We start from the raw sequence: 21,296 nt of genomic DNA, 5'->3' as shown, positions 1-21,296 counted from the left end.
CCCAGAATTAAACCGAAACGCATACCTATCTCAGAACCAGTGAAAGAGAGCGCAGTGTAAAGCCGAACAGTTCAATTTTTTGTGAAAATAAAGATCAACGCGCATGTTGAATCAATTCAATTCGACCAGATTTGCTGACATTGCACAGGAATCATGATTGCTGCAATAAAAGACTGTCCATCTCCGTAATGCTACAGCCCATTGATGAAATTCACATTGCATCATTCCTTAATCCATAGGTGGTGTGAAGATTATGTGATTTTAATCAAAAAGATACAAATTATTATGGTTGTAATTCAGGCAGCTTGCGCATAGTATCTGGCCAGAAGTTACTCCATGTAAACTTCCTTAGTTTTATCCCATACACCCCTCTGTATGGGATTTTTTTTAATCAGGGAATTGTCATGAGCATGCATTCAAAAGCGTATATTTTTAGACAGCAGCAATTACTGGTGGATGAGCATTTTCAGTTGCCGCAGGTAGCCAGACTGCAGCACGACCTGAACCTGACGGAAAATGGCGGGGTCATTGCCCGTGACCTGAAAGAAGACGAACCGGTGCCGCAAGGTTATCAGCTGGTTCCGATCCGGCAACTGGTGCAAGTCTGGGGCAGAACACAGTTTGAACAGGCCAGCCGTGCGGTACAGTTACTGGAATGGCGCCGTAATCACCGCTTTTGCAGTAAATGCGGTCACGCCACCCAGCAGCACGCCAGCCAGTATGCCATGGTCTGTCCATCCTGTGGCTATAACCAGTATCCGCGGGTGAATCCTTGTGTAATTACCATCATTACCCGGGGTACAGATGAAATTCTGCTGGCAAAAAATGCTCGCAACAAAACCCAGATGTACAGCCTGATTGCCGGCTTTGTTGAAGTCGGGGAAACCCTGGAAGAGGCAGTCCGCCGTGAAACGCTGGAAGAAGTGGGGCTGCAGATCAAAAATATTCAATATCTGGCCAGCCAGCCATGGCCGTTTCCCAGCAACCTGATGATGGCTTTCAAGGCGGAATATCATGCAGGGGACATCCAGATTCAGGAAAATGAACTCAGCGATGCACAGTTTTTCAAATTTGACCAGTTACCCGAAATTCCGTTCAAGGGCAGTATCGCCTATGCCATGATTCAGCATGTGATGCATGGAACGCCTGTTGCAGATGACAGCAAAGAGTGGCTTTGAAACAGCAATCCTGTTTGGGTCTCTCAAATAAACTGCGATAACGCACTGGGTCCTGAATATTCAGATGGCATTTCCTGACCAATAGACCCTGAATCGCAGCATTTGATCTTCACACTTTGTTCACATCCAGCTTGGTTATCTTAAGGCTGTAATCAAGAAAGGCTAAAAAATGAACATGCGATTCAAGTCTGTTTTTGCAGCGACGGCACTGGCCATCATCAGCTTAAGTACCACGATCCGAGCAGAAACTGCTGCACCTCAGGCAGTCGATCAGGTGGATATCCAGCAGTATGCAGGCAAGTGGTATGAAATTGCACATTTACCGATGTATTTTCAGCGTAAATGCGTCTCGGATATCACAGCGCAATATCGCCTCAATGCCGATCAGACCATGCAGGTCTTGAATAGTTGCCGGATTGCTAATGGCGAAATGATCAGCTCCGAAGGAGTTGCCTATACGCAAAATGCGGGCAACAGCAAACTGAAGGTCAGCTTTTTGCCGCCAGGTTTAAGATGGATTCCGTTTACCAAAGGGCATTACTGGGTATTACGCGTCGATCCGGAATATAAAGTGGCGCTGGTCGGTGGACCGAGTACCAAATACCTGTGGATTTTATCGCGTGAACCGCAACTGGATGAAGCCACCTATCAGTCCTTTTTGGAAACAGCAAAATATTATGGTTATGACATCACAAAACTGATCAAATTGCCGCATTAATCTGTTACCCTTTTGCCGAACTCATTAGTCTCTCTACAGTTCGGCTTTTTTTTATTTCACTTCACATAAAATTCATATCTGACTGATTAGACTCATCAAATGGAATAAAGACAGTCGCTTGAAATAGGATGAGTCCATGTTGAAAAGTCTGATGCGATGGATAGACAGCTGGTCTACACCCACAGCGCCCGAAACACTGACGGCTGAAAACAGTAAGATTCAGTGGCTGAGGATTTTACCCTTTATTCTATTACATCTGGCCTGTCTCGCCGTGTTCTGGGTGGGAGTATCTTGGTTTGCGCTGGGATTTATGCTGCTGTTCTACCTGATCCGCATGTTTTCCATCACCGCTTTTTTCCATCGCTATCTGTCACACAAAACTTTTCAGACCTCGCGTCTAGTGCAGTTCCTGTTTGTGCTGATTGGCACCATGAGTGCACAGCGTGGTCCGCTATGGTGGGCGGCGCATCACCGTTATCACCACCGCTATACCGATACCTTGCAAGATCCGCATTCCTCGACGCATGGTTTTTGGTACAGCCACGTCGGCTGGTTTTTAAATGAATATAATTTTGCCACGCGTAAAGAAGTCATTAAGGACTGGCTGAAATATCCGGAACTGATCTGGCTGGATCGCTTCAGTTTAATTGTGGTGCTGCTGACCGCAGGCGGAATTTATGCATTTGGGGAATGGCTAGCCATCACCTGGCCGCAACTCGGTACGTCAGGCCTGCAATTGCTGGTCTGGGGCTTTGTCATCTCTACCGTGTTACTGATCCATGCCACCTTGTGTATCAATTCACTGGCGCATCATTACGGCAGCCGGGATTTTGACACTGAAGATCAAAGCCGCAACAACTTATTCCTGTCCATTATTACCTTGGGCGAAGGCTGGCATAACAACCATCACTACTATGCTGGCAGTACTCGGCAAGGCTTTTACTGGTGGCAGATTGATATCACCTATTATCTGCTGAAACTCATGTCCTGGCTCGGACTGGTCTGGGGAATCAAACCCATTCCGGCAAGGGTCTATCAAGTCAGTAAAATTGCTCAGGCCAGAAAACAGAAAAAAGCCGCTACGACAGGCACTCACAAAATTCAATCGAAGGAATCACCATGAAAATTGCAATTATTGGTTCAGGTATTTCCGGTCTGTATGCTGCCTGGAAACTCAGCAAAGTGCATGAGGTCACGGTCTTTGAAAAGAATAACTACTTCGGCGGTCATACCGATACCCATCAGCTCAATATAGACGGTGAACAGGTCGCGGTGGATAGCGGCTTTATTGTGTTTAATGAGCATAACTATCCGCTGTTCTGCGCCATGCTGAAAGAACTTGGAATTCAATCACAAAGCAGTGACATGGGCTTTTCGGTGAATAATCAGGTCAGCGGCTTACAGTACAATCCTTCAAAAAAATTCTCCCTGCTTTTCCGCCCACAAAATTTTCTGAATGCTGATTTTCGCGCGATGTTGTCGGATCTGTTCCGTTTCTATGCCGCCAATAAAGATCTGGATGTGGAACAAGTCGATGCACAGCTCAGTATTGATGAGTATCTGAATCAGCATGGCTATTCCCAAGCCTTCCGTCAGGAACATCTTTATCCGATGTGCGGGGCGCTGTGGTCCTGTCCGGTGGAACAAGCCGGACAAATTCCCTATAAGTTTGTGGTGAGCTTTTTCCAGCATCATCGCATGTTACAACTGAAAGACCGACCGTTATGGCTCACAGTCAAGGGTGGATCGGCTCGCTACGTTCGTGCGATTCAGTCCCAGGCCAATATTATCTTCCGCAAGACCGGCGTTCTACATGTCTCGCGGAGTGCCAATGATGTGCTGGTTGAAACAACACAGGGCAGCGAACGTTTTGACTGGGTCGTATTTGCCAGCCATGCTGATGACAGCCTGAAGTTACTGAAAGACCCGTCCGCGCAGGAGTTGGACGTACTGAGCAAGTTCCGCTATCAGGATAACCGCATGGTGGTGCATTCTGATACCCGCATCATGCCAAAATCCAGACGCCAATGGGCCAGCTGGCATGTGCATGTGACCCCGAGTCAGGCCACCGAACAGACCCCATTCCAGCACAGTGGTATGCACTATGGTTTCAGTTACTGGATGAACCAGCTGCAAAACCTGCAATGCAAAACCCAGGTCTTTGCCACCCTGAATCCTAATTTTGCCCTGGATCCTAAAAAAGTCTGGGTAGAACGGCATTACCGTCATCCGGTGTTTGATGCCCCGGCGATTGAAGCACAACAACGCTGGGCCGAGGTCAATACTCAGAACCGCACCTCCTACTGTGGCGCTTACTGGGGCTGGGGCTTTCATGAGGATGGGGCACGTAGCGCTTCATGGGTAGTCGATCAGCTATTGCAGCAGACCGAGCAGGCAGCTAGGAGCGCATGATGCAGATGTATCCACTGGCGATCGCCGCTGCCGAAATCCGGCATCGCCGTTACCTGCCCAAAGCCCATGCTTTTGAGAGCCAACTGACCTATCTCTGGTTTGATCCGGATCAACTCTCAAGCTTTACCCAAAAATCCTGGCTCTGGTCTTCCAGACACTGGAATTTCCTGACCCTGGATGAGCGGGATTTTCTGACCATGGAATGTGGTTCGATTCGGCAGAAGGTCGCACGCCTGCTGATCAAGCGGGAAAACTACCTATTACCGCATGCCGCGTCTATCCGGGTTCTGGCCTTGCCACGCACACTCGGCTTTCGCTTTAATTCTGTGGTGTTTTATCTGGTCTTTGATGCCACCGACCAATTGCTCTTTGTACTGAGTGAAATTACCAATACACCGTGGAATGAACGTCAGGTCTATATCCATGACTGCCGGCACAATGCAACTGAATATGCGCCGTACCAGAGTCACCAGTTTGATTTTAAAAAGGCCTTTCATGTATCACCGTTCATGCCGATGGTACTGGATTACCGCTGGCGCTTCAGCTTCTCTGATCAGCAGAACGTGATTCATATGCAGCTGTTTCAGCAGGGCGTGCTGCAATTTGATGCCACCCTGAAATTTTCTCTGCAGGCCATCACGGTTCCTTCACAGCAGTATCGCTATGCTGTGTTGAAAGTTCTTGAACCCTTCAGGATGGTCAGCGGAATTTATCTGCATGCCTTCCGTTTATGGAAAAAGAAAATTCCGTTTTACCGACATCCTAAAAAAGAAAAAGGAAACACATTGCGATGAAAACACTGTTAATGGGAGAGCAAAGCACACTGCCAGTGATATTGCGTCATTTGCTGAAATTGCGGCATGGTCAGCTGATTTTTAAAGGCGTCTGGAACGGGACAGTCGGCGAAAACAGTGATCTGCAGGCCGTGATTCAGGTGCATGATACCCGTCTGATGGAACTGTTGTTCCGTAATGGTGTGCTTGGTGCGGCAGAAGGTTTTATCCGCGGTTACTGGAGCAGTGAAGATCTGGTGGATGTGATCCGCATTTTGGCACGTAACCGCGATGTACTGGACCGGATGAATCAGAATGCAGTGGCCAAGGCCAGCCAGTTGCTGTTAAAGGCTTGGTACAAATCGCGCAAGAATTCGATTGATGGCAGCCGCAAAAATATTGCCGAGCATTACGACCTGAGCAATGACTTTTTCAAGCTGTTCCTGGATAGCAGCATGATGTATTCCAGTGCGGTATTTAAAGAGCCGGGTATGAGTCTGGAACAGGCTTCGGATTATAAAAAAGAGCTGATCTGCCAGAAACTCAAACTGAAACCGATGGATCATTTAGTCGAAATTGGCAGTGGCTGGGGCGGTTTTGCCATTTATGCCGCGCAGCAGTATGGCTGTAAAGTCACCACCATCACCATTTCCAAGGCACAGTATGATGAAGCCGTGGCCCGGGTCGCTGCAGCCGGACTATCACATCGCGTCACTGTCCAGCTGAAAGATTACCGTCTACTGGAAGGCAAATACGACAAGCTGGTGTCGATTGAAATGATCGAGGCAGTAGGTGAGCAGTATTTGCCGACCTATTTCCGTAAATGCCGTGAATTGCTAAAACCGAACGGTTTGGCCCTGATTCAGGCCATTACCATTGAAGATGCACGCTATGCCAAAGCCCTGAATACCGTGGACTATATCAAGCGCTATATTTTCCCGGGCAGTTTTATTCCCTGTATTAGTGTCATGACCCAAGCCGCTTCCGAACAAAAACTGCGTCTCAAGCATCTGGAAGATATCGGTCAGAGCTATGCCCAAACCCTAAACTGCTGGCGTCAGCGTTTTCTGGAGCAGCGTGATCAGGTGCTGCAACTCGGCTTTGATGAGCGCTTTATCCGTATGTGGGATTTTTATCTGTGTTATTGCGAAGGTGGCTTCCGCGAAGGCGTGATCAGTGATGTGCATCTGCTGTTCGAAGCCAGTGCTTATTAAGCCAAGATAAAACAGGAGGGCTGACATGCTGCTGAATTTACTGGTGCTGAATGTCTTTATCATGTTCTGTAGCTGGCTGCTGGTGATCTATAACCAGCGTGCCGGACTGGTCGATGTGGCCTGGAGCTTTGGTATTGCACTCAACGTCATTATCTCGGCCTGGGTCATGGAAACTGCACCGCTGCTGGTTCGGGTTTTTCTGGGCGTGTTTAGCGGCATCTGGTTTTTACGCCTGACCTGGCATCTACTGCGCCGTTATGCCAATGAAACTGCAGAAGATACCCGTTATGCCAATATGCGCCGGGCCATGGGCGATTATCAGCATCTCGGTTTTCTGGCCTTTTTTATGTTTCAGGCCGGTCTGGTGGTGCTGTTTTCCTATCCGATGCTTGAGCTACTGAGCATTCCAATCCAGCAGTGGAATGACTGGACACAGGCTACGGTATTTGTGGCAGGCATGATCATGCTGCTGGCCCTGATGGGGGAAAGCACGGCCGACCAGCAACTCTACCGTTTCAAACTGAATCCACAAAACCAAGGCAAAACCCTGGACCAAGGCTTATGGAGATATTCACGCCATCCAAACTATTTCTTTGAATGGCTGCACTGGTTTGCCTATCCAATCCTCGGTCTGGCGGCAGGTGTTTATGAATTATGGCTGTATCCACTGTTGATGTGGCTGTTTCTGTACTACATCACCGGTATTCCCTTTAGTGAACAACAGGCGCTGACACATCGCGGCGACAACTATAAAGACTATCAACGACGAACTTCAATGTTTATTCCGTGGCCACCCAAAGAGTAGGTAAATACATGGACTTTATGATTCAACAATCTTTAAAACTGATCGAAAGTGGCAAACTGCCCGATCCGGTGATTCGGACCGGCATTCGTACTTTAAGCAAAAAACGCCTGGCACAGGAAGGACGCTTCGACCCGGCACTGGCGGCACAGCGCTATATGGATGTGCTGCATATGCTAAAAAACAGCGAGATTGCCATCGAGACCGACAAAGCCAATGAGCAGCACTATGAACTGCCCACCGCATTTTTCCAGGCAGTACTGGGCAAACGTCTGAAATACAGCGCCAGCCTGTTTGAACATACTCATACCACACTGGATCAGGCGGAAGAAGCGGCACTGGCCAGCTATTGCCAGCGTGCACAGTTGCAGGATGGACAGGATATTCTGGAAATAGGCTGTGGCTGGGGTTCTTTCAGTTTGTACATGGCGGAACATTATCCCAAGGCTCGCATTACTGTGGTGTCGAACTCCTCGACCCAGCGCCAGTACATTCAAGAACAGGCCAATCTGAAAAAACTGGATAACCTGACCGTGATTACCTGCGACGTCAATGTACTGCAACTGGAAGCCGCTTCTTTCGACCGTGTGGTTTCGGTGGAAATGTTTGAACATGTACGTAATTACCAAAAACTGTTTGAAAATATTAGCACCTGGCTGAAAGCAGATGGCTTGCTGTGGTGCCATATTTTCTGTCACCGTTTCCTGCATTATCCGTTTGAAGTGAAAAATGAATTTGACTGGATGTCAAAATATTTCTTTAGTGGCGGTCTGATGCCTGCAGCCTCAACCTTCCTGCATTTCCAGCAGCATTTGCAGCTGGAACAGCACTGGCAATGGGCAGGCACCCAATATGAACGCACCGCAAATGCCTGGCTGGAGAACATGGACCGGAAACAGGTCGAGCTGCAGCCCCTGTTTGAACAGACCTATGGTGCAGATGCCGCCATCTGGTGGCAACGCTGGCGGATTTTCTTTATGGCCTGTGCCGAGCTGTTCGGTTATGAGCATGGACGCGAGTGGGTGATCGGTCACTTTCTGTTTAAAAAGAAAACCGTATAATTGAATGGCGAATCGGATGGGCCAGCGGGGAATGCACCAATGTTAAAGCTGTTCAGGGACAAACACGATCATCCTCTGGGTGAGGTGTTTAACCGCTATTACTGGCTGCAAATCGGATTCATTGCCCTGTCTGTGGTGATCGGGATTGGCTGTAGTGCTTGGGTAATCAAGGGTTCCCTGCTCAGAACTGCGCTAGAACAGGAAATGTCACACTACTGGCAGCGGCTGGAACGTAATCCGGCTGCTGAACTGCCCGACACCAAAAATCTGTATGGTTACCGCTGGAGCGATGTGCCGCCAGTCCAATTTCGCCACATGCAGCTTGAGCAAGGGGTGAACCGGCATTTTGTCGATGGCAAGGAGCGCATGACCGTGTATGGTGAAAAAGACGGACAGCATGTGCTGCTGGTGTTTGGCGAAAGCAACGTCAACAAGCTGGTCTGGCTGTTTGGTCTGGCACCGCTGATGGTCAGCCTGTTTGTGCTATATAGCGTATTGTGGTGGTGGAACCGTCGGCCCGACGTTATTTTTCCCCGATTACCCGGTTGGCCAATGCGCTGGAACATATCGACTGGGAACATCAGAAAAATCAGGCTTCGCCTTTTCAGGACATCCGCACCGACTCCAATCTGGAAGCTGAATACCTCAAGCAGGCGCTGGAAAAATATCATCAGGTATTAAGCGAATTTATTCAGCGTGAGCGTGAATTTACCGGAGATGTTAGCCATGAGCTGCGCACGCCACTGACCATTTTAAAAGGCAATGTGCAGCTGTGTCAGGCACGCTATGGCGACAACAAGTCCTTTACCCGCCTGCATAACACCATTGAAGACATGCAGCTGCTGGTCGATACCTTGCTGGCCATTGCCCGCAATACCACCAATACTTTAACTGCTGAACCGACCATGCTTTCAGAATGTCTGGACAATCTGGTGCAGGATCTAGAGAGTGTCAGTCATAACAAAGGCATGCAGATTGACCTGCAAAAAGACCTCGATGAACAGCCGCGTAAACTTTACCCATCCATGACCAAAATGGTGTTTGGTAATATTCTGCGCAATGCGCTGAACTATTCACAGGGCACAGAAATTGATGTGATTCTGGAAAAAAATAAAGTGCTGATTGCTGACAATGGGGTCGGCATGCCTTTACCTAACAATTCTAAGGTTCAGGAACTGTCTGGCCAGCAGCTACAACTGGAAATCAAAGGGCATGGCATTGGATTGCAATTGGTGCAAAAGCTATGCAAACAGCTAGGTTGGCGTGTGGAGCTGTTTGACAGGCAATATTATCTTGGCACTCATCAGAATGTTGACCTGGCAATGACCACTGGACTGATTGTCGTTGTGTACCTAAATTAGGCTTCATCTTCGAAAGCAATCTTTAAACCAATCCCGGATATGGTGTGAATCAGCTTTTGTTCAAAGGGTTTATCGACCATTTTGCGTAAATTATAGATATGACTGCGCAGAGCATCACTTTCTGGCTCTTCGTCACCCCAAAGCTCCATCATAATTTCCTGTTTGGTCAGTACTTTAGGAGAGTGACGCATCAGTAGCTTCAAAAGTTTAAACTGAATAGGAGGCAATTCAATGTTCTGCCCAGCTCGAGTTAGCTGCTGTGTTGCTGGGTCCAAAATTAGGTCATGAATTTGCAGACGACTGCTAGATACTTCACCCAGAGAACGTTTGATCAGGGCCTTGACCCGAACCACCAGCTCGTTAAAGTCAAAGGGCTTGACCAGATAATCATCCGTGCCGGAATTGAAGCCTTTGAGTTTATCATCCAAGGTATCCCGAGCGGTAAGCATCAAGACAGGTAAGTCCAACCCTTCTTCATTGCGTAACCACTCGCACAATTCATAACCAGAACCATCAGGCAAATTAATGTCTAGTAGCAAGATATGGTAGCGTTGCTGTTTCAGTAATTGTCTAGCAGCACTCAGATTGCGGGCATGATCGACCACAAAGCCATGTTCTTCCAGAAACTCGCATAGGGTAGAGGCCAGTTCATAATGGTCTTCAACCATCAGGATAAAATGTTTCGACATAGCGGCAGATACTAATTTAATAATTGCTGTTTTAATTTAGCACTAAATGGCTGGGGACCCAGCCATATATTAAAATATTGTTGTGCCAGAGGATGTTTAAGCTGCCCTAAACTTTGCTGGTTCAAAGATAAGCTCAGGGTCTGTGTAGCATGGTTGTATTTTAAACGGTACAGGTCGCCTGATCTGACCGGACGATACAAATCGGTGATTGGGTTGAATAGAGCAAGTATTTTTGCGTCTTTAACATTACGTTTCAGTAAATGTGTGGCCGCACGCTTAAATGCCCATTCCGGAATATTCTGTGTATAGGAAAAGTCCATATGTATATTTTGTTTTTCCCAGGACTGGCTACAGTTTTCGGCAAAATAACTGGCCATACCGACCTGTTTTTGACCCACCATTAGCGGACCATTGCCGCATTGATTCAGGCTTTGTGCCTGTGCCCATGGACAGAAGCTACATCCCATCACTAACGCTGTACTAATCGCTATTTTTTGAAAGGCAGTAGCCATGAGTAGACCCCTCCAACATAAGGCAGGGAACGGTACAGGCCGTTCGCAGGGTCCCAGAAATCCTGCTGGAAAATAATCTTGTTGTTTTCGTTGATCTTGATTTCACTGATACCGTAAGAGTCCATACTGCGGGTCGTGCCGAACATTTTAAAATCATAGGTCATATGCCAGTGCACGTAGGCAGAGTCCTGATGATAAGAAGCGTTTAACAGCTTGACGCTGACCTTGCTGACCCGTTTGTTCATACCTTGAAAGTGCTCGAGTAGATTTTGACGGGATGAAAATTGCGATAGGGTATCGTTAATAAACAGCTGGTCGGCATACAGCGATCCGGCTCTTTCCACAAATTCTGGTGTGCCCAAAGTATTAAAAGCTGAGGTAAAGCGGAGGCCGATATCCTGAGCTTTAGCCTGATCCAGCGCTATCCCCTGAATACCGTTTCTGGATTGGACGTAATCGGCTGAATAACTGGGAATACTTTTACATCCGGCTAACAACAGAAGCGGCAAGGATAAGGCTGTAGCAATTAGTGTTTTTACAAGTCTCATCATCAGTGTCCGTATGAAGTGTATGTTTATACCTTAGGCAGCACAGCGTGAACAGAATGTGAAATAGACGTTATAGATGAGCAATTGAATAGAACTTTTCAAATCAAAGATTAAATGTTTAACTTTTTTCTTCGGCCATTAACCAATCAATGATATTCATAACATCACGATTTTCGTTATTTTTTCTGACCATTGCATAAAAATTATAGTCACAATAGATAAAACCAAAAGGGGCAATGATCTTTCCATTTAACATTTCTTTTTCTACTAGAATTTGAGGTGCTATGGCAATTCCTAACCCAGACACGGCAGCTTCTATCATTAAATTCAGACTATCAAAATAACGGTCATTGGATTTTGGGCAAAAGCTTATTTGAAACTGATCAAACCATGTATGCCATGCACTTTTATTTGAGTGGGTATGAAGTAATGGATAGTTTAAAAGATCATTTACGGAATGAAGAAGATTTATTTCACGATTACAAATAGGACCCATGTTATCGGGAAATAACAGATATTTATTCAAAAAGTTTGGAAGTAGATGATGCTCACTGACGCTATTGATAAATATGTCAACCTTCTCTTTTTCTAACAATTTTAAGTCATTACATGTCATTAATTTGATATGGATATTGGGATAAATGACTTCGAGCTTTTCTAATCGAGGAATCAGCCAATTTGCCATAAAACTATGAGAAGCGCCTATGACAACTTCTACTTCTGAAGTTTTATTTGTTAACTCAAAGACGCATTGTTCTAAACGATTAAAAAGCTGCGTACAAACGAGCGATAATTCTTCGGCATCCGCCGTCAGAGAGATGGTCGAGGAATGTCTAATAAACAATTTTTTATCCAACCATTCTTCTAACTGCTTTATTTGATGGCTAATCGCACTATGGGTGACACATAATTCTTCGGCAGCTAAGCTGAAACTTTTATTTCTGGCGACAGCTTCGAAAGCTTTTAAAGCATTAAGAGGAGGTAATGTTCTGCGTTTCATGTTGTAAAATTTTCTAATACCATAAGCTCAAAATATATCAATTATCAGAAAAATGAAAATATTTTAAGATCGAACGAGTTTTGATAGTAAAAGAGATATGAGATGACAACCCCTTATACAGGTAATGGTCCTGATGACTTGGGATTTTTTGGTAAATTTGGCGGATGCTACATGCCAGAGAGCTTAATGCCAGCACTTCAAGAATTAGAGCAAGCCTTTAATACTGTTCGGGACAAACCTGAATTTTGGGCTGAATATCAGCAGATTTTAACGGACTTCGTTGGTCGTCCTAGTCCTCTTTTTTATGCAAAAAACCTAACAGCTTATGCAGGCGGCGCTCGAATATATTTCAAGCGAGAAGATTTGAACCATACGGGTGCGCATAAGATCAATAATTGTGTAGGACAAATCTTATTAGCTAAATTTATGGGGAAAACCAGAATCATTGCAGAAACGGGTGCTGGGCAACATGGTGTTGCAACAGCAACGGTTTGCGCGCTATTTAAGATGAAATGTACCATTTTTATGGGAGAAACAGATATTCAGCGCCAACAAATGAATGTTGAACGCATGAAATTACTCGGTGCTGAAGTCAGAAGTGTTCAAAAGGGTCGTGGGACTTTAAAAGATGCCATGAACGAAGCATTACGTGACTGGATTCGTCATGTGGATACAACCTATTACCTGTTGGGTACTGGCGCAGGCCCTCACCCATATCCGACGATGGTCAGAGAATTTCAGAAAATTATTGGTCTAGAAGCCAGAAACCAAATACTCCTGAAAGAAAATAAACTGCCTGATGCTCTAGTTGCTTGCGTTGGTGGGGGATCAAATGCATTAGGGTTGATGCATCCTTTTCTAGAAGACCTGAATGTCAAAATGTTTGGCGTTGAGGCAGGTGGAAAAGGAATAAATAGCGATGAACATGCCGCTTCTATTTGCAAAGGTCAGGTCGGTGTGCTGCATGGCAATTTAACCTATTTATTACAAGATTTAGATGGGCAGATTTTAGAAGGACACTCTATATCGGCCGGCTTAGATTATCCTGGTATTGGCCCTGAGCATGGCATTCTGTTTGAAACAGGACGTGTTACATATACGGCGATCACCGATCAAGAAGCAGTAAATGCCTTTCAGCTTTTAAGCCAACAGGAGGGTATTATTCCTGCTCTTGAGAGTTCTCATGCGATTGCGTATGCGATTCAACTTGCTCAAGAAATGCAGCCAGAACAGATCATTATTGTCAATTTAAGTGGCAGAGGAGACAAAGACTTAAACACGGTCAAAAAATATCTTGCAGGAGCTACAGCATGAACCGTCTAGATCAAAAATTAGAGCAATTGAAACTGGAAAATCGAAGCGGTCTGGTCTGTTATTTTACTGCTGGAGATCCTAATTTTACCGAAAGTTGTCGTCTGCTAAGCCAATTGGGTCAAGCAGGGGCTGACATTATTGAAGTGGGTATTCCATTTTCTGATCCAGTGGCAGATGGAGAGATCATTCAGGCAGCGCATCTTCGGGCTTTAGATGCAGGTCAAACGGTAAAACAGACCATTGAGTTGGTAAAAGTAATCAGGCTGCATGATGACCAGACACCAATAATTTTCATGACTTATTTAAATCCGATGATGCAATATGGTTTTGAGACACTTATCGCCGAAACAGAAAATCTTATAGATGGAATATTGATTTTAGATGCTCCATATGGATATCGAGAAAAATTTGAGGTGCAATTAAATGAAAAAAATATGCATTTAATTGCAATGACCGCGCCGACGACCCCAGTTGAAAGGTTAGAGCAAATTTCAGCACGCGCGACAGGATTTTTATATCATGTTGCAGAAAATGGCTTAACAGGAGGAGACTTAAATTTGGCTAATATTGAGAAAAAGATTGCTGAAATCAAGCCTATTTTTAATATCCCAGTTGCAATTGGCTTTGGGATCAAAAATGAAAGCCATGTTAAAGCACTAGCCAATAAAGTAGATCTTATTATCATTGGCTCAGCGCTTGTCGATACTTTTTTTAATAAGGGAATGAATGCTACTTTAGAAAAAGTGACGGTTTTTGCACAGATACTGAGACAAAATAAAGAATAGTCAGGCAGCTTTCATAAATCTTCTTTAAAAACCATAATTGAATATAAAACAATATTTTATCTTGTCCTTCTCCCGAAAGGGAGATGGAACTTTATACGTGGATATTTTTCTAAAAGTGATCGCTTTTTAAAAATCACTATTATCATATAGATGTGACATGCGTTTTTGCTTTGTTTCAAGATAAGCTTTGTTAAAGATATTTAAACCAACTTTTAAAGGAATACGTTCAACAACATTAATTCCTAAATCAGTTAAAGATTTAATTTTAAGGGGATTATTTGTAATGAGTTTTACATTCTTTATTTTTAAATAATCTAACATAATGGTACACATATCATATTTACGAGCATCTGCTGGTAAATTTAATAATAAATTGGCGTCAAGAGTATCATGTCCTTGGTCTTGAAGGGCGTAAGCTCGAATTTTATTGGTTAGTCCTATGCCGCGACCTTCTTGGCGCAAGTATAAGATCACACCTTGACCTGCATCATTAATCATTTTCATGGTTGAATGTAATTGGGGGCCACAATCACATTTGAGTGATCCAAAAGCGTCACCTGTTAAGCACTCTGAATGAATTCTAACGAGTACAGGTTGATTAGAAATAGTACCCATGCCTTTGGCAAGAGCAATATGTTCTTCACCAGTACTTTGGTCTTGAAATGCTATAATTTCAAAATCGCCAAATGCAGTAGGTAACTTTGATTTGGAAACAAATTCTATAGCCATTTAATTATACCCCTGTATTTTAAGAATTTAGAAACTTTCAACTATTACTTTCCACCTAAAATAGTTCTCAGATAGTGAAATTTATGTGAAAACACAAGATTTTTTAGTGTCTGAAGTAAATTTCAATAAAAAAAGCAATAAGTTACATCTAATTTTAGCTTTGGAATTATGTAAGAACTAAAAACAAAAAACTCAAAATTAATACTTAAAAATACTACATAGTCGTATAGAATAAATTACTACAAGGTAGTATAAATACAAGTAATGTATACAATATGTGAAACCCCATTATTTACTAAATACTGTCTTGTTTATTGGACTCAGGAAGAATTCAAAACATTCTTGGCATTAAATCCTGAAGCAGGAGATGTAGAGCCTAATTCAGGTGGCATTCGTAAAATTAGTTGGACGAGCGGTGGGAGAGGTAAAAGTAGTGGTGTCAGAGTCATCTACTTTAATCGTTTAACAAATGGAGAGATTTGGTAACCCTGTACAGTAAAAAGCAAACTGTACAGCTTAGTAAAAAAACTCTTCAAGCATTGGTGGAGAAATTAAATGACTCGTTTAATGACTGAAAAAGAACTCGAAGCTTTTGAAGCAACCAGAGATATTGAAGCTGAAATCTTGCAAGGTATAGATGATATGTTTGCTAATAATGCAGCTAAAAGAACTGTAATTACTGAGACCGATGTAGCATTAGCTCGTAGAAAGGCTCAACTGACACAAGAGCAATTTGCCAAACTTCTGGGTGTTTCGAGACGTACACTCGAATCTTGGGAACAAGGTACTAGAAGACCTTCAGGAGCAGCAACATCGCTTATTCGATTATTTATTGTTGATCCACAATTTGTAAAAGAAAGCCTGGCTTGATTTATATAGCTCTTGATTGAGGGCTATTGGCCTATTGATTCTAGCCAAAATAATGGACAGTACTTCCCTCTAAAGATAACGTAACGTTAACTTTGGAGATCCAAGAAATGGCTATCTTACGCAGCAATGCTTCTTGTATCTTGATTGATATAGTGATTAGCTACCACTATACGCAAATTGTAGAGTTTGGAATGCTGCTAAAATCTTAAATTTGAACCTGAGATAAAACCTACAATTTGCCCTTATCCCTCATACAACTCTGAACGGTAACTAAGCACTTTGATGCTGTATTCACAAGGTAAGATGATGGTTAATGGGATAAAAAGCATAGCTTAAACTCAAGGAATATCACCATGATTATGCTAGGTATTGATGTCAGTAAAACCAAAATAGATTGTTGCATTTTCCCTCAAGGTTTGACTGGAAAAAGAAAAAATAAAATATTTACTAATACAGAAAGTGGCTTTGGTAGTCTGCTCAAATGGCTCATCACTCTTAAAATTGAACCTGATCAAGTGACAGCAATCATGGAAGCGACTTCGGTTTATCATGAGAATTTGGGATATTATCTATATGATGCAGGTGTAAAGGTTTGTGTGGCTAATCCTTCACGAGTAAGAGCCTTTGCCAAAGGCATGTCCATGCTAAATAAAACGGATAAAGCTGATAGTGAAGCTCTTTCACGTTATGGTTACACCGCAAAGTTAATCATATGGCAGCCTGAACCTGAAAATGTCAGATTATTAAAAGCTTTACTAGGCAGACGAGATGTCTATCTAGGTAGTCTATTGCAGGAAAAGAATCGACTTGAAAAGGCACAGTCCACTCATACCTCTGTTGTTGTGATTAAATTACTTGAAAAAAATATTGAGTATTTAAATCAGCAACTTGAACATATTGATAAGTTAATAAATGATCACATAGATCAAGATCCAACATTGAAACAGGATTTGAAATTACTGCAAACTATTCCTTCAATCGGTGAACGATCAGGCTTATTACTGTTGGGGTTATTTCATTCGCACAAGTTTGAAAAAGCAAGTCAAGCTGCTGCATATGTAGGTTTGGTTCCAGTACATCAGTTGTCTGGCAGTTCAGTCAACAAGCAAAGTCACTTATCAAAAGCAGGTGACAGTAAAATACGCTCAGTATTGTATATGTCGGCATTAACAGCGATTAAATATAATCCACACATTGAAGCTTTATATCAACGATTATTAAGCCAGGGTAAAAATAAAATGTGTGCTTTAGGTGCTGCAATGCGCAAGCTTATACATCTGTGTTATGGCGTTTTAAAACATCAGACTGCCTATCAAAGAGATTATTTATTGGTCGAATAATCTCAAAACCTGATTGACTACCAAGACGGTATCTCAGGTCCTCCTGCCATTTCCTCATCCGTCAGTAAACATTGGTCAAACTGTTGGATTAAACTCTGTTCATCCATATCCATTCCAATCATTACAATTTCCTGTCGTGCATCCCCAGTACGCTCATCCCAATTTCTGATGATTTCATCACGGCTTTGCTGATCCTCTGGCCAATGCTCGTCAGGAACCGTTGCCCACCAATAGCCGGCAACACCATGTCTAGCCATTGCACCCGCTTGTGACCAAGAAGCAGCAAACTCTGGGTTTGAAGCCAACCAAAAATAGCCTTTCGAACGAACCACACCTTTCCATTCGGAATTGATGAAATCATAAAAGCGTTGTGGATGAAATGGACGTCTTGCGCGATACACAAAACTTTTAATTCCGTACTCTTCGGTTTCAGGTGTATGTTCCCCACGCAATTCCTTCAGCCATCCTGGGGCTTGAGAGGCTTCATTAAAATCAAAAAGCCCTGTATTTAAAACTTTATCTAAATTGACTTTACCAAATTCAGAAATTTCAATTTTTGCTCGTGGATTAAGTTTATTTAGAATTGCAAATAAACGTTGTTTATCATCCTCATTGATCAGATCTACTTTATTTAAGATGATGACATCACAAAACTCAATTTGATCAATCAACAGGTCAACCACAGTACGCTCATCTTGTTCACCCAACGACTCTCCGCGTTGTTGCAAACTATCATACGAGCTGTAATCTTTTAAAAAATTAAAGGCATCTACAACAGTCACCATGGTATCAAGTCGTGCAAACTCATTCAGTGACACACCATTTTCATCTTCAAAAGTAAAAGTTTCGGCTACGGGCAATGGCTCAGAAATTCCCGTTGACTCAATGACTAATTGATCAAAACGATACTCTTGAGCAAGGCGACGAACTTCTACCAGTAAATCTTCCCGCAAAGTACAGCAGATACAACCATTACTCATTTCTACCAGTTTTTCATCAGTACGGGAAAGTTCTGCGCCACCATCTCGTACTAAAGCAGCATCAATATTTACCTCCGACATATCATTAACAATGACCGCGATACGACGACCTTCGCGGTTATTTAAAATATGATTGAGTAACGTCGTCTTACCTGCACCGAGGAATCCCGACAGCACAGTTACAGGTAATTTGGCTGGAGTGGCTAAAAAATTATCCATTGGCTTTCTCACTTATCTTAATAAAAGGCTTGTTACGTTTGGAAAAACATAAAGCACATTGACCTAATAGCTCTAAACAATGATGTTTAGAGCTAAAATCCTGATGAACAAGTGACTGTTCAATCACTTGAGTAAACTGAGGTGAATCAAGAATTTGAACTGTCTGACACTCTGTACAAATTGTGACGAGTAAGTAATTTTGTTTATTTTTCAATTCATACGCTAAATATTTATTCAATGTATCAAGTCTAAGTATTAAGCCATAGCCTGACAGTTTTTTTAAAATACGATAAATTTGTACTGGAGATTGCAAGCCATAAGGTTTTACCTTTTCTAATAAAGCATAAGCACTTATTGCTTTCTGCTCATTTTGCAAAATTGTTAATACCCTTTGCTGTATCGCACTAAGTTTTAATTCACTCATCTACATTTCCTTTATCATTTCGATTAGATAAAAGCTGGGTGATACAGGGAGATGAGGTACTTCTATGATCCGGTCCCCATGTGCGATATCCAGCACTATCAATATGAATTTGACCAGAAGCATAGACTCCGAGTCCCATATTCAAGCGATCACCATTTTTGACCCAAAATTGACACAAATTTGTTTTTGTTTGCTGAATCGTTGTAAGTTCTTCTGGTATTGGCTGTTCTGGACCAATCCTAAAATCGAGTGCAGCATTAAAAACATGTCTGGAAGAATCTGCTCCTTTCGCACAACGATTTAAGGCATAGTTACGGTAAACAGAAGTGACTGTAAAATCATCAATCACATTGTCATTAATTAATTCCTTCAAAATATTTAAAGTCGGTACGATATTGTTCCAAATTTCTTGCGGTGGAATTTCATATTCAGATGCATGGCAGTTTTGCCAATCTCGCGCTGTTTGAAATAGTTCAAATTCAGGCACTACATTCTGCAAGTCTTGATTTTTTAAAAAAGATTGATAACGATGAACTTGATTTTTATTAAAAGGTTGAGATAACCAGTTCTGATAAGAAGCAGGTATAATTTTCTGAAGTGTTGGACGAGACTGCACAGATTTATGTTTGAATGTGTCATCTTCTTCCGAAGAGTAGGGTTGCGAAACCAAATGCCGTATTGGTTTTTGACTACATGCGATAAGACAAAAAAGTACCCCGAAAATTAAAAAATGTTTCATTACTCATTTATACCCTAATATCACAGCTCTCAATCTTATTGAGATTGCTTCAGTATTTGTTATGTTATAACATAACAAATATATTTAAAAGCTGTTCTTCTTAATTTAAGTAGGCGGAATGAGATTTTATTTAATAATTTTTTGCAATTTATAGAGGGTTAATAAGGAAAAAATAATGTCTGATTTGTATGTTTATAACGCTGAAACTCGCTCAAAAGAGCACTTTGAGCCCATCGTAGCAAACGAGATCAAGCTCTATGTCTGTGGAATCACCGTTTATGACTACTGTCATATTGGACATGCCAGAACCATGATTGCATTTGATTTGATTGTGCGTTTTTTAAGATCACAGGGCTGGAAAGTAAAATACATTCGTAATATTACGGATATCGATGACAAGATTATTCAAAAAGCACAAGACAACCACGAATCCATCGGCGAATTGACGGATCACTTTATTCAAGCAATGCATAAAGATTTTCAGACTTTAGGCTGCCTCTCTCCTGATGCAGAACCTAAAGCAACTGATTCTATTCAAGATATTCAAACTATTATCCAAACCTTATTCCAAAAAAAATACGCCTATCAAACATCAAATGGTGATATTTATTTTTCCATTGAAAGCTATCCTGACTATGGACGATTATCTGGCCGAAAATTAGCACATATGCAAGCAGGCGCTAGCCAACGCATCAACATAGAAACTGAAAAGCGTCACCCTTTTGATTTTGTACTCTGGAAAGCTTCAAAACCCAATGAACCTTTTTGGCAATCGCCTTGGGGAAATGGGCGACCAGGTTGGCATATTGAATGTTCGGCAATGTCAATGTGTCATCTTGGCAACCATTTTGATATTCATGGCGGTGGGGGTGATTTAATTTTCCCACATCATGAAAATGAAATTGCGTAGAGTGAAGCTGCAACTGGAGAAAAATATGTGAATTACTGGTTGCATACAGGCTTCATCAATGTCAATGGAGAAAAAATGTCGAAATCATTAGGTAATTTTCTCACCATCCGCGATGCATTCAAGTCTTATCATCCTGAAGTCATTCGCTTATTAATGATTAGTTCTCATTATCGGAGTCCTATTGATTTCTCTGATCATATTTTAAAAGATACACAAAAAGTATTGTCTCGATTCTATCAAGCAATTTACCACGCACAACCCTTTATCACATCAAAAGATGATGCTATTAAAACAGAACTAAACAGTAATCCTTTTATACAAAAATTTAACCAAGCCATGAATGATGACTTTAACACCCCTGAAGCACTCGTCATTTGTTTTGACTTATTGAAGCAGTTAAACATAGCCTTAAAAGAAGAGAGCCCAGAAAACGTTATTAAAAATTATCAGTTACTTCTTTGGATCGGCAATATTCTAAATATTTTTCAGTATGATCCTGAGAAAATATTAAAGCACTCAGCTAGTGAACAAGATTCACCCCTTTCCGAGCAGGAAATCCAAGAAGCGATTCTGGCAAGAAATACAGCACGAAGCAATAAACAATATGCTTTAGCAGATCAAATTCGACAGAAATTGCTTAAAAGTGGCATCCTTTTAGAAGATACCCAGACCCAAACAATTTGGAGACTCAATCAATAATGAATGATGTTTACTTATT

Annotated in this window: 20 protein-coding genes and 3 pseudogenes; 15 read left to right on the top strand and 8 right to left on the bottom strand. The window is 42.6% G+C overall.

Annotation, left to right across the window (positions count from 1 at the left end):
• Positions 1-404: 404 nt before the first annotated feature.
• From nudC to AVJ20_RS10865, 9 genes and pseudogenes are all read left to right on the top strand, one after another.
• On the top strand, positions 405-1,178 hold the full coding sequence (gene nudC, locus AVJ20_RS10905) for an NAD(+) diphosphatase (protein WP_111885232.1): 774 nt from the start codon (positions 405-407) through the stop codon (positions 1,176-1,178).
• A 169-nt stretch (positions 1,179-1,347) separates the two neighbouring features.
• Entirely contained in the window at positions 1,348-1,896 is a 549-nt protein-coding gene (locus AVJ20_RS10900; protein ID WP_111885231.1) for a lipocalin family protein, read from the top strand.
• A gap of 136 nt (positions 1,897-2,032) precedes the next feature.
• The gene (locus AVJ20_RS10895; protein ID WP_111885230.1) at positions 2,033-3,019 is read left to right on the top strand and encodes an acyl-CoA desaturase; all 987 of its coding nucleotides are present in this window, start codon (positions 2,033-2,035) and stop codon (positions 3,017-3,019) included.
• Positions 3,016-4,308, top strand: a complete 1,293-nt coding sequence (locus AVJ20_RS10890) for an NAD(P)/FAD-dependent oxidoreductase (protein ID WP_111885229.1) — start codon at positions 3,016-3,018, stop codon at positions 4,306-4,308. Before AVJ20_RS10895 ends, AVJ20_RS10890 begins: the two co-directional genes overlap by 4 nt.
• Positions 4,308-5,102, top strand: a complete 795-nt coding sequence (locus tag AVJ20_RS10885; protein ID WP_111885228.1) for a DUF1365 domain-containing protein — start codon at positions 4,308-4,310, stop codon at positions 5,100-5,102. The genes AVJ20_RS10890 and AVJ20_RS10885 overlap by 1 nt, the downstream gene beginning before the upstream one ends.
• A complete protein-coding gene (locus tag AVJ20_RS10880) occupies positions 5,099-6,295 on the top strand; it encodes an SAM-dependent methyltransferase (RefSeq protein WP_086197547.1) in 1,197 nt (398 codons plus the stop codon). The genes AVJ20_RS10885 and AVJ20_RS10880 overlap by 4 nt, the downstream gene beginning before the upstream one ends.
• 25 nt (positions 6,296-6,320) lie before the next feature.
• Positions 6,321-7,100: a DUF1295 domain-containing protein gene (locus AVJ20_RS10875; RefSeq protein WP_086197546.1), complete on the top strand. Its 780-nt coding sequence runs from the start codon at positions 6,321-6,323 to the stop codon at positions 7,098-7,100.
• 8 nt (positions 7,101-7,108) lie between these two features.
• Positions 7,109-8,158: an SAM-dependent methyltransferase gene (locus AVJ20_RS10870; protein WP_111885227.1), complete on the top strand. Its 1,050-nt coding sequence runs from the start codon at positions 7,109-7,111 to the stop codon at positions 8,156-8,158.
• Positions 8,159-8,197: 39 nt separating this feature from the next.
• Positions 8,198-9,519: pseudogene (locus AVJ20_RS10865) on the top strand (sensor histidine kinase).
• Here the strand turns inward: AVJ20_RS10865 and AVJ20_RS10860 are convergent.
• The 4 genes from AVJ20_RS10860 to AVJ20_RS10845 form a co-directional block, all read right to left on the bottom strand.
• The gene (locus AVJ20_RS10860) at positions 9,516-10,208 is read right to left on the bottom strand and encodes a response regulator transcription factor (protein ID WP_111885226.1); all 693 of its coding nucleotides are present in this window, start codon (positions 10,206-10,208) and stop codon (positions 9,516-9,518) included. The pseudogene AVJ20_RS10865 and the gene AVJ20_RS10860 sit on opposite strands and share 4 nt — an antisense overlap.
• 11 nt (positions 10,209-10,219) lie before the next feature.
• Complete coding sequence (locus AVJ20_RS10855; RefSeq protein ID WP_111885225.1) at positions 10,220-10,720, bottom strand: chalcone isomerase family protein; 501 nt, start codon at positions 10,718-10,720, stop codon at positions 10,220-10,222.
• The gene (locus AVJ20_RS10850) at positions 10,696-11,268 is read right to left on the bottom strand and encodes a nuclear transport factor 2 family protein (RefSeq protein WP_171319264.1); all 573 of its coding nucleotides are present in this window, start codon (positions 11,266-11,268) and stop codon (positions 10,696-10,698) included. Before AVJ20_RS10850 ends, AVJ20_RS10855 begins: the two co-directional genes overlap by 25 nt.
• A 118-nt stretch (positions 11,269-11,386) precedes the next feature.
• Positions 11,387-12,268 (bottom strand): LysR family transcriptional regulator, encoded by an 882-nt coding sequence (locus tag AVJ20_RS10845; RefSeq protein ID WP_111885223.1) that lies wholly within the window; start codon positions 12,266-12,268, stop codon positions 11,387-11,389.
• Between the two features lie 102 nt (positions 12,269-12,370).
• Here AVJ20_RS10845 and trpB point away from each other — a divergent pair, with 102 nt between their 5' ends.
• Positions 12,371-13,582, top strand: a complete 1,212-nt coding sequence (gene trpB / locus AVJ20_RS10840) for a tryptophan synthase subunit beta (protein WP_111885222.1) — start codon at positions 12,371-12,373, stop codon at positions 13,580-13,582.
• On the top strand, positions 13,579-14,367 hold the full coding sequence (gene trpA / locus AVJ20_RS10835) for a tryptophan synthase subunit alpha (protein WP_111885221.1): 789 nt from the start codon (positions 13,579-13,581) through the stop codon (positions 14,365-14,367). The genes trpB and trpA overlap by 4 nt, the downstream gene beginning before the upstream one ends.
• Before the next feature lie 126 nt (positions 14,368-14,493).
• Here trpA and ribA read toward each other — a convergent pair whose 3' ends face one another.
• Entirely contained in the window at positions 14,494-15,096 is a 603-nt protein-coding gene (gene ribA / locus AVJ20_RS10830) for a GTP cyclohydrolase II (protein ID WP_004976959.1), read from the bottom strand.
• 264 nt (positions 15,097-15,360) lie between these two features.
• Between ribA and AVJ20_RS18935 the strand changes: the two are divergent.
• The 3 genes and pseudogenes from AVJ20_RS18935 to AVJ20_RS10815 all read left to right on the top strand — a co-directional run bounded on the left by AVJ20_RS18935 (position 15,361) and on the right by AVJ20_RS10815 (position 17,306).
• A pseudogene (locus AVJ20_RS18935) lies at positions 15,361-15,671 on the top strand (transcriptional regulator).
• The gene (locus AVJ20_RS10820; protein WP_111885220.1) at positions 15,652-15,966 is read left to right on the top strand and encodes a helix-turn-helix domain-containing protein; all 315 of its coding nucleotides are present in this window, start codon (positions 15,652-15,654) and stop codon (positions 15,964-15,966) included. The pseudogene AVJ20_RS18935 and the gene AVJ20_RS10820 overlap by 20 nt, the downstream one beginning before the upstream one ends.
• 353 nt (positions 15,967-16,319) lie before the next feature.
• Positions 16,320-17,306: an IS110 family transposase gene (locus AVJ20_RS10815; RefSeq protein WP_111885219.1), complete on the top strand. Its 987-nt coding sequence runs from the start codon at positions 16,320-16,322 to the stop codon at positions 17,304-17,306.
• Positions 17,307-17,323: 17 nt separating this feature from the next.
• On the opposite strand, the gene zigA is transcribed toward AVJ20_RS10815, so the two are convergent.
• From zigA to AVJ20_RS10800, 3 genes are read right to left on the bottom strand one after another with little or no spacing between them, the layout of a single operon-like run.
• Entirely contained in the window at positions 17,324-18,505 is a 1,182-nt protein-coding gene (gene zigA, locus AVJ20_RS10810; protein WP_111885218.1) for a zinc metallochaperone GTPase ZigA, read from the bottom strand.
• Complete coding sequence (locus AVJ20_RS10805; protein WP_111885217.1) at positions 18,498-18,929, bottom strand: Fur family transcriptional regulator; 432 nt, start codon at positions 18,927-18,929, stop codon at positions 18,498-18,500. The genes zigA and AVJ20_RS10805 overlap by 8 nt, the downstream gene beginning before the upstream one ends.
• On the bottom strand, positions 18,922-19,668 hold the full coding sequence (locus AVJ20_RS10800) for a D-Ala-D-Ala carboxypeptidase family metallohydrolase (RefSeq protein ID WP_111885216.1): 747 nt from the start codon (positions 19,666-19,668) through the stop codon (positions 18,922-18,924). The genes AVJ20_RS10805 and AVJ20_RS10800 overlap by 8 nt, the downstream gene beginning before the upstream one ends.
• Before the next feature lie 175 nt (positions 19,669-19,843).
• On the opposite strand from AVJ20_RS10800, the pseudogene cysS reads away from it, so the two are divergent.
• A pseudogene (gene cysS, locus AVJ20_RS10795) lies at positions 19,844-21,277 on the top strand (cysteine--tRNA ligase).
• Positions 21,278-21,296 lie beyond the last annotated feature (19 nt).

The organism is Acinetobacter sp. CFCC 11171, from assembly GCF_003268405.1.
Classification (GTDB): Bacteria; Pseudomonadota; Gammaproteobacteria; order Pseudomonadales; family Moraxellaceae; genus Acinetobacter; species Acinetobacter amyesii.
The sequence above is the reverse complement of the archived record's forward strand: the minus strand, read 5'-3'. Positions and strand labels throughout refer to the sequence as shown.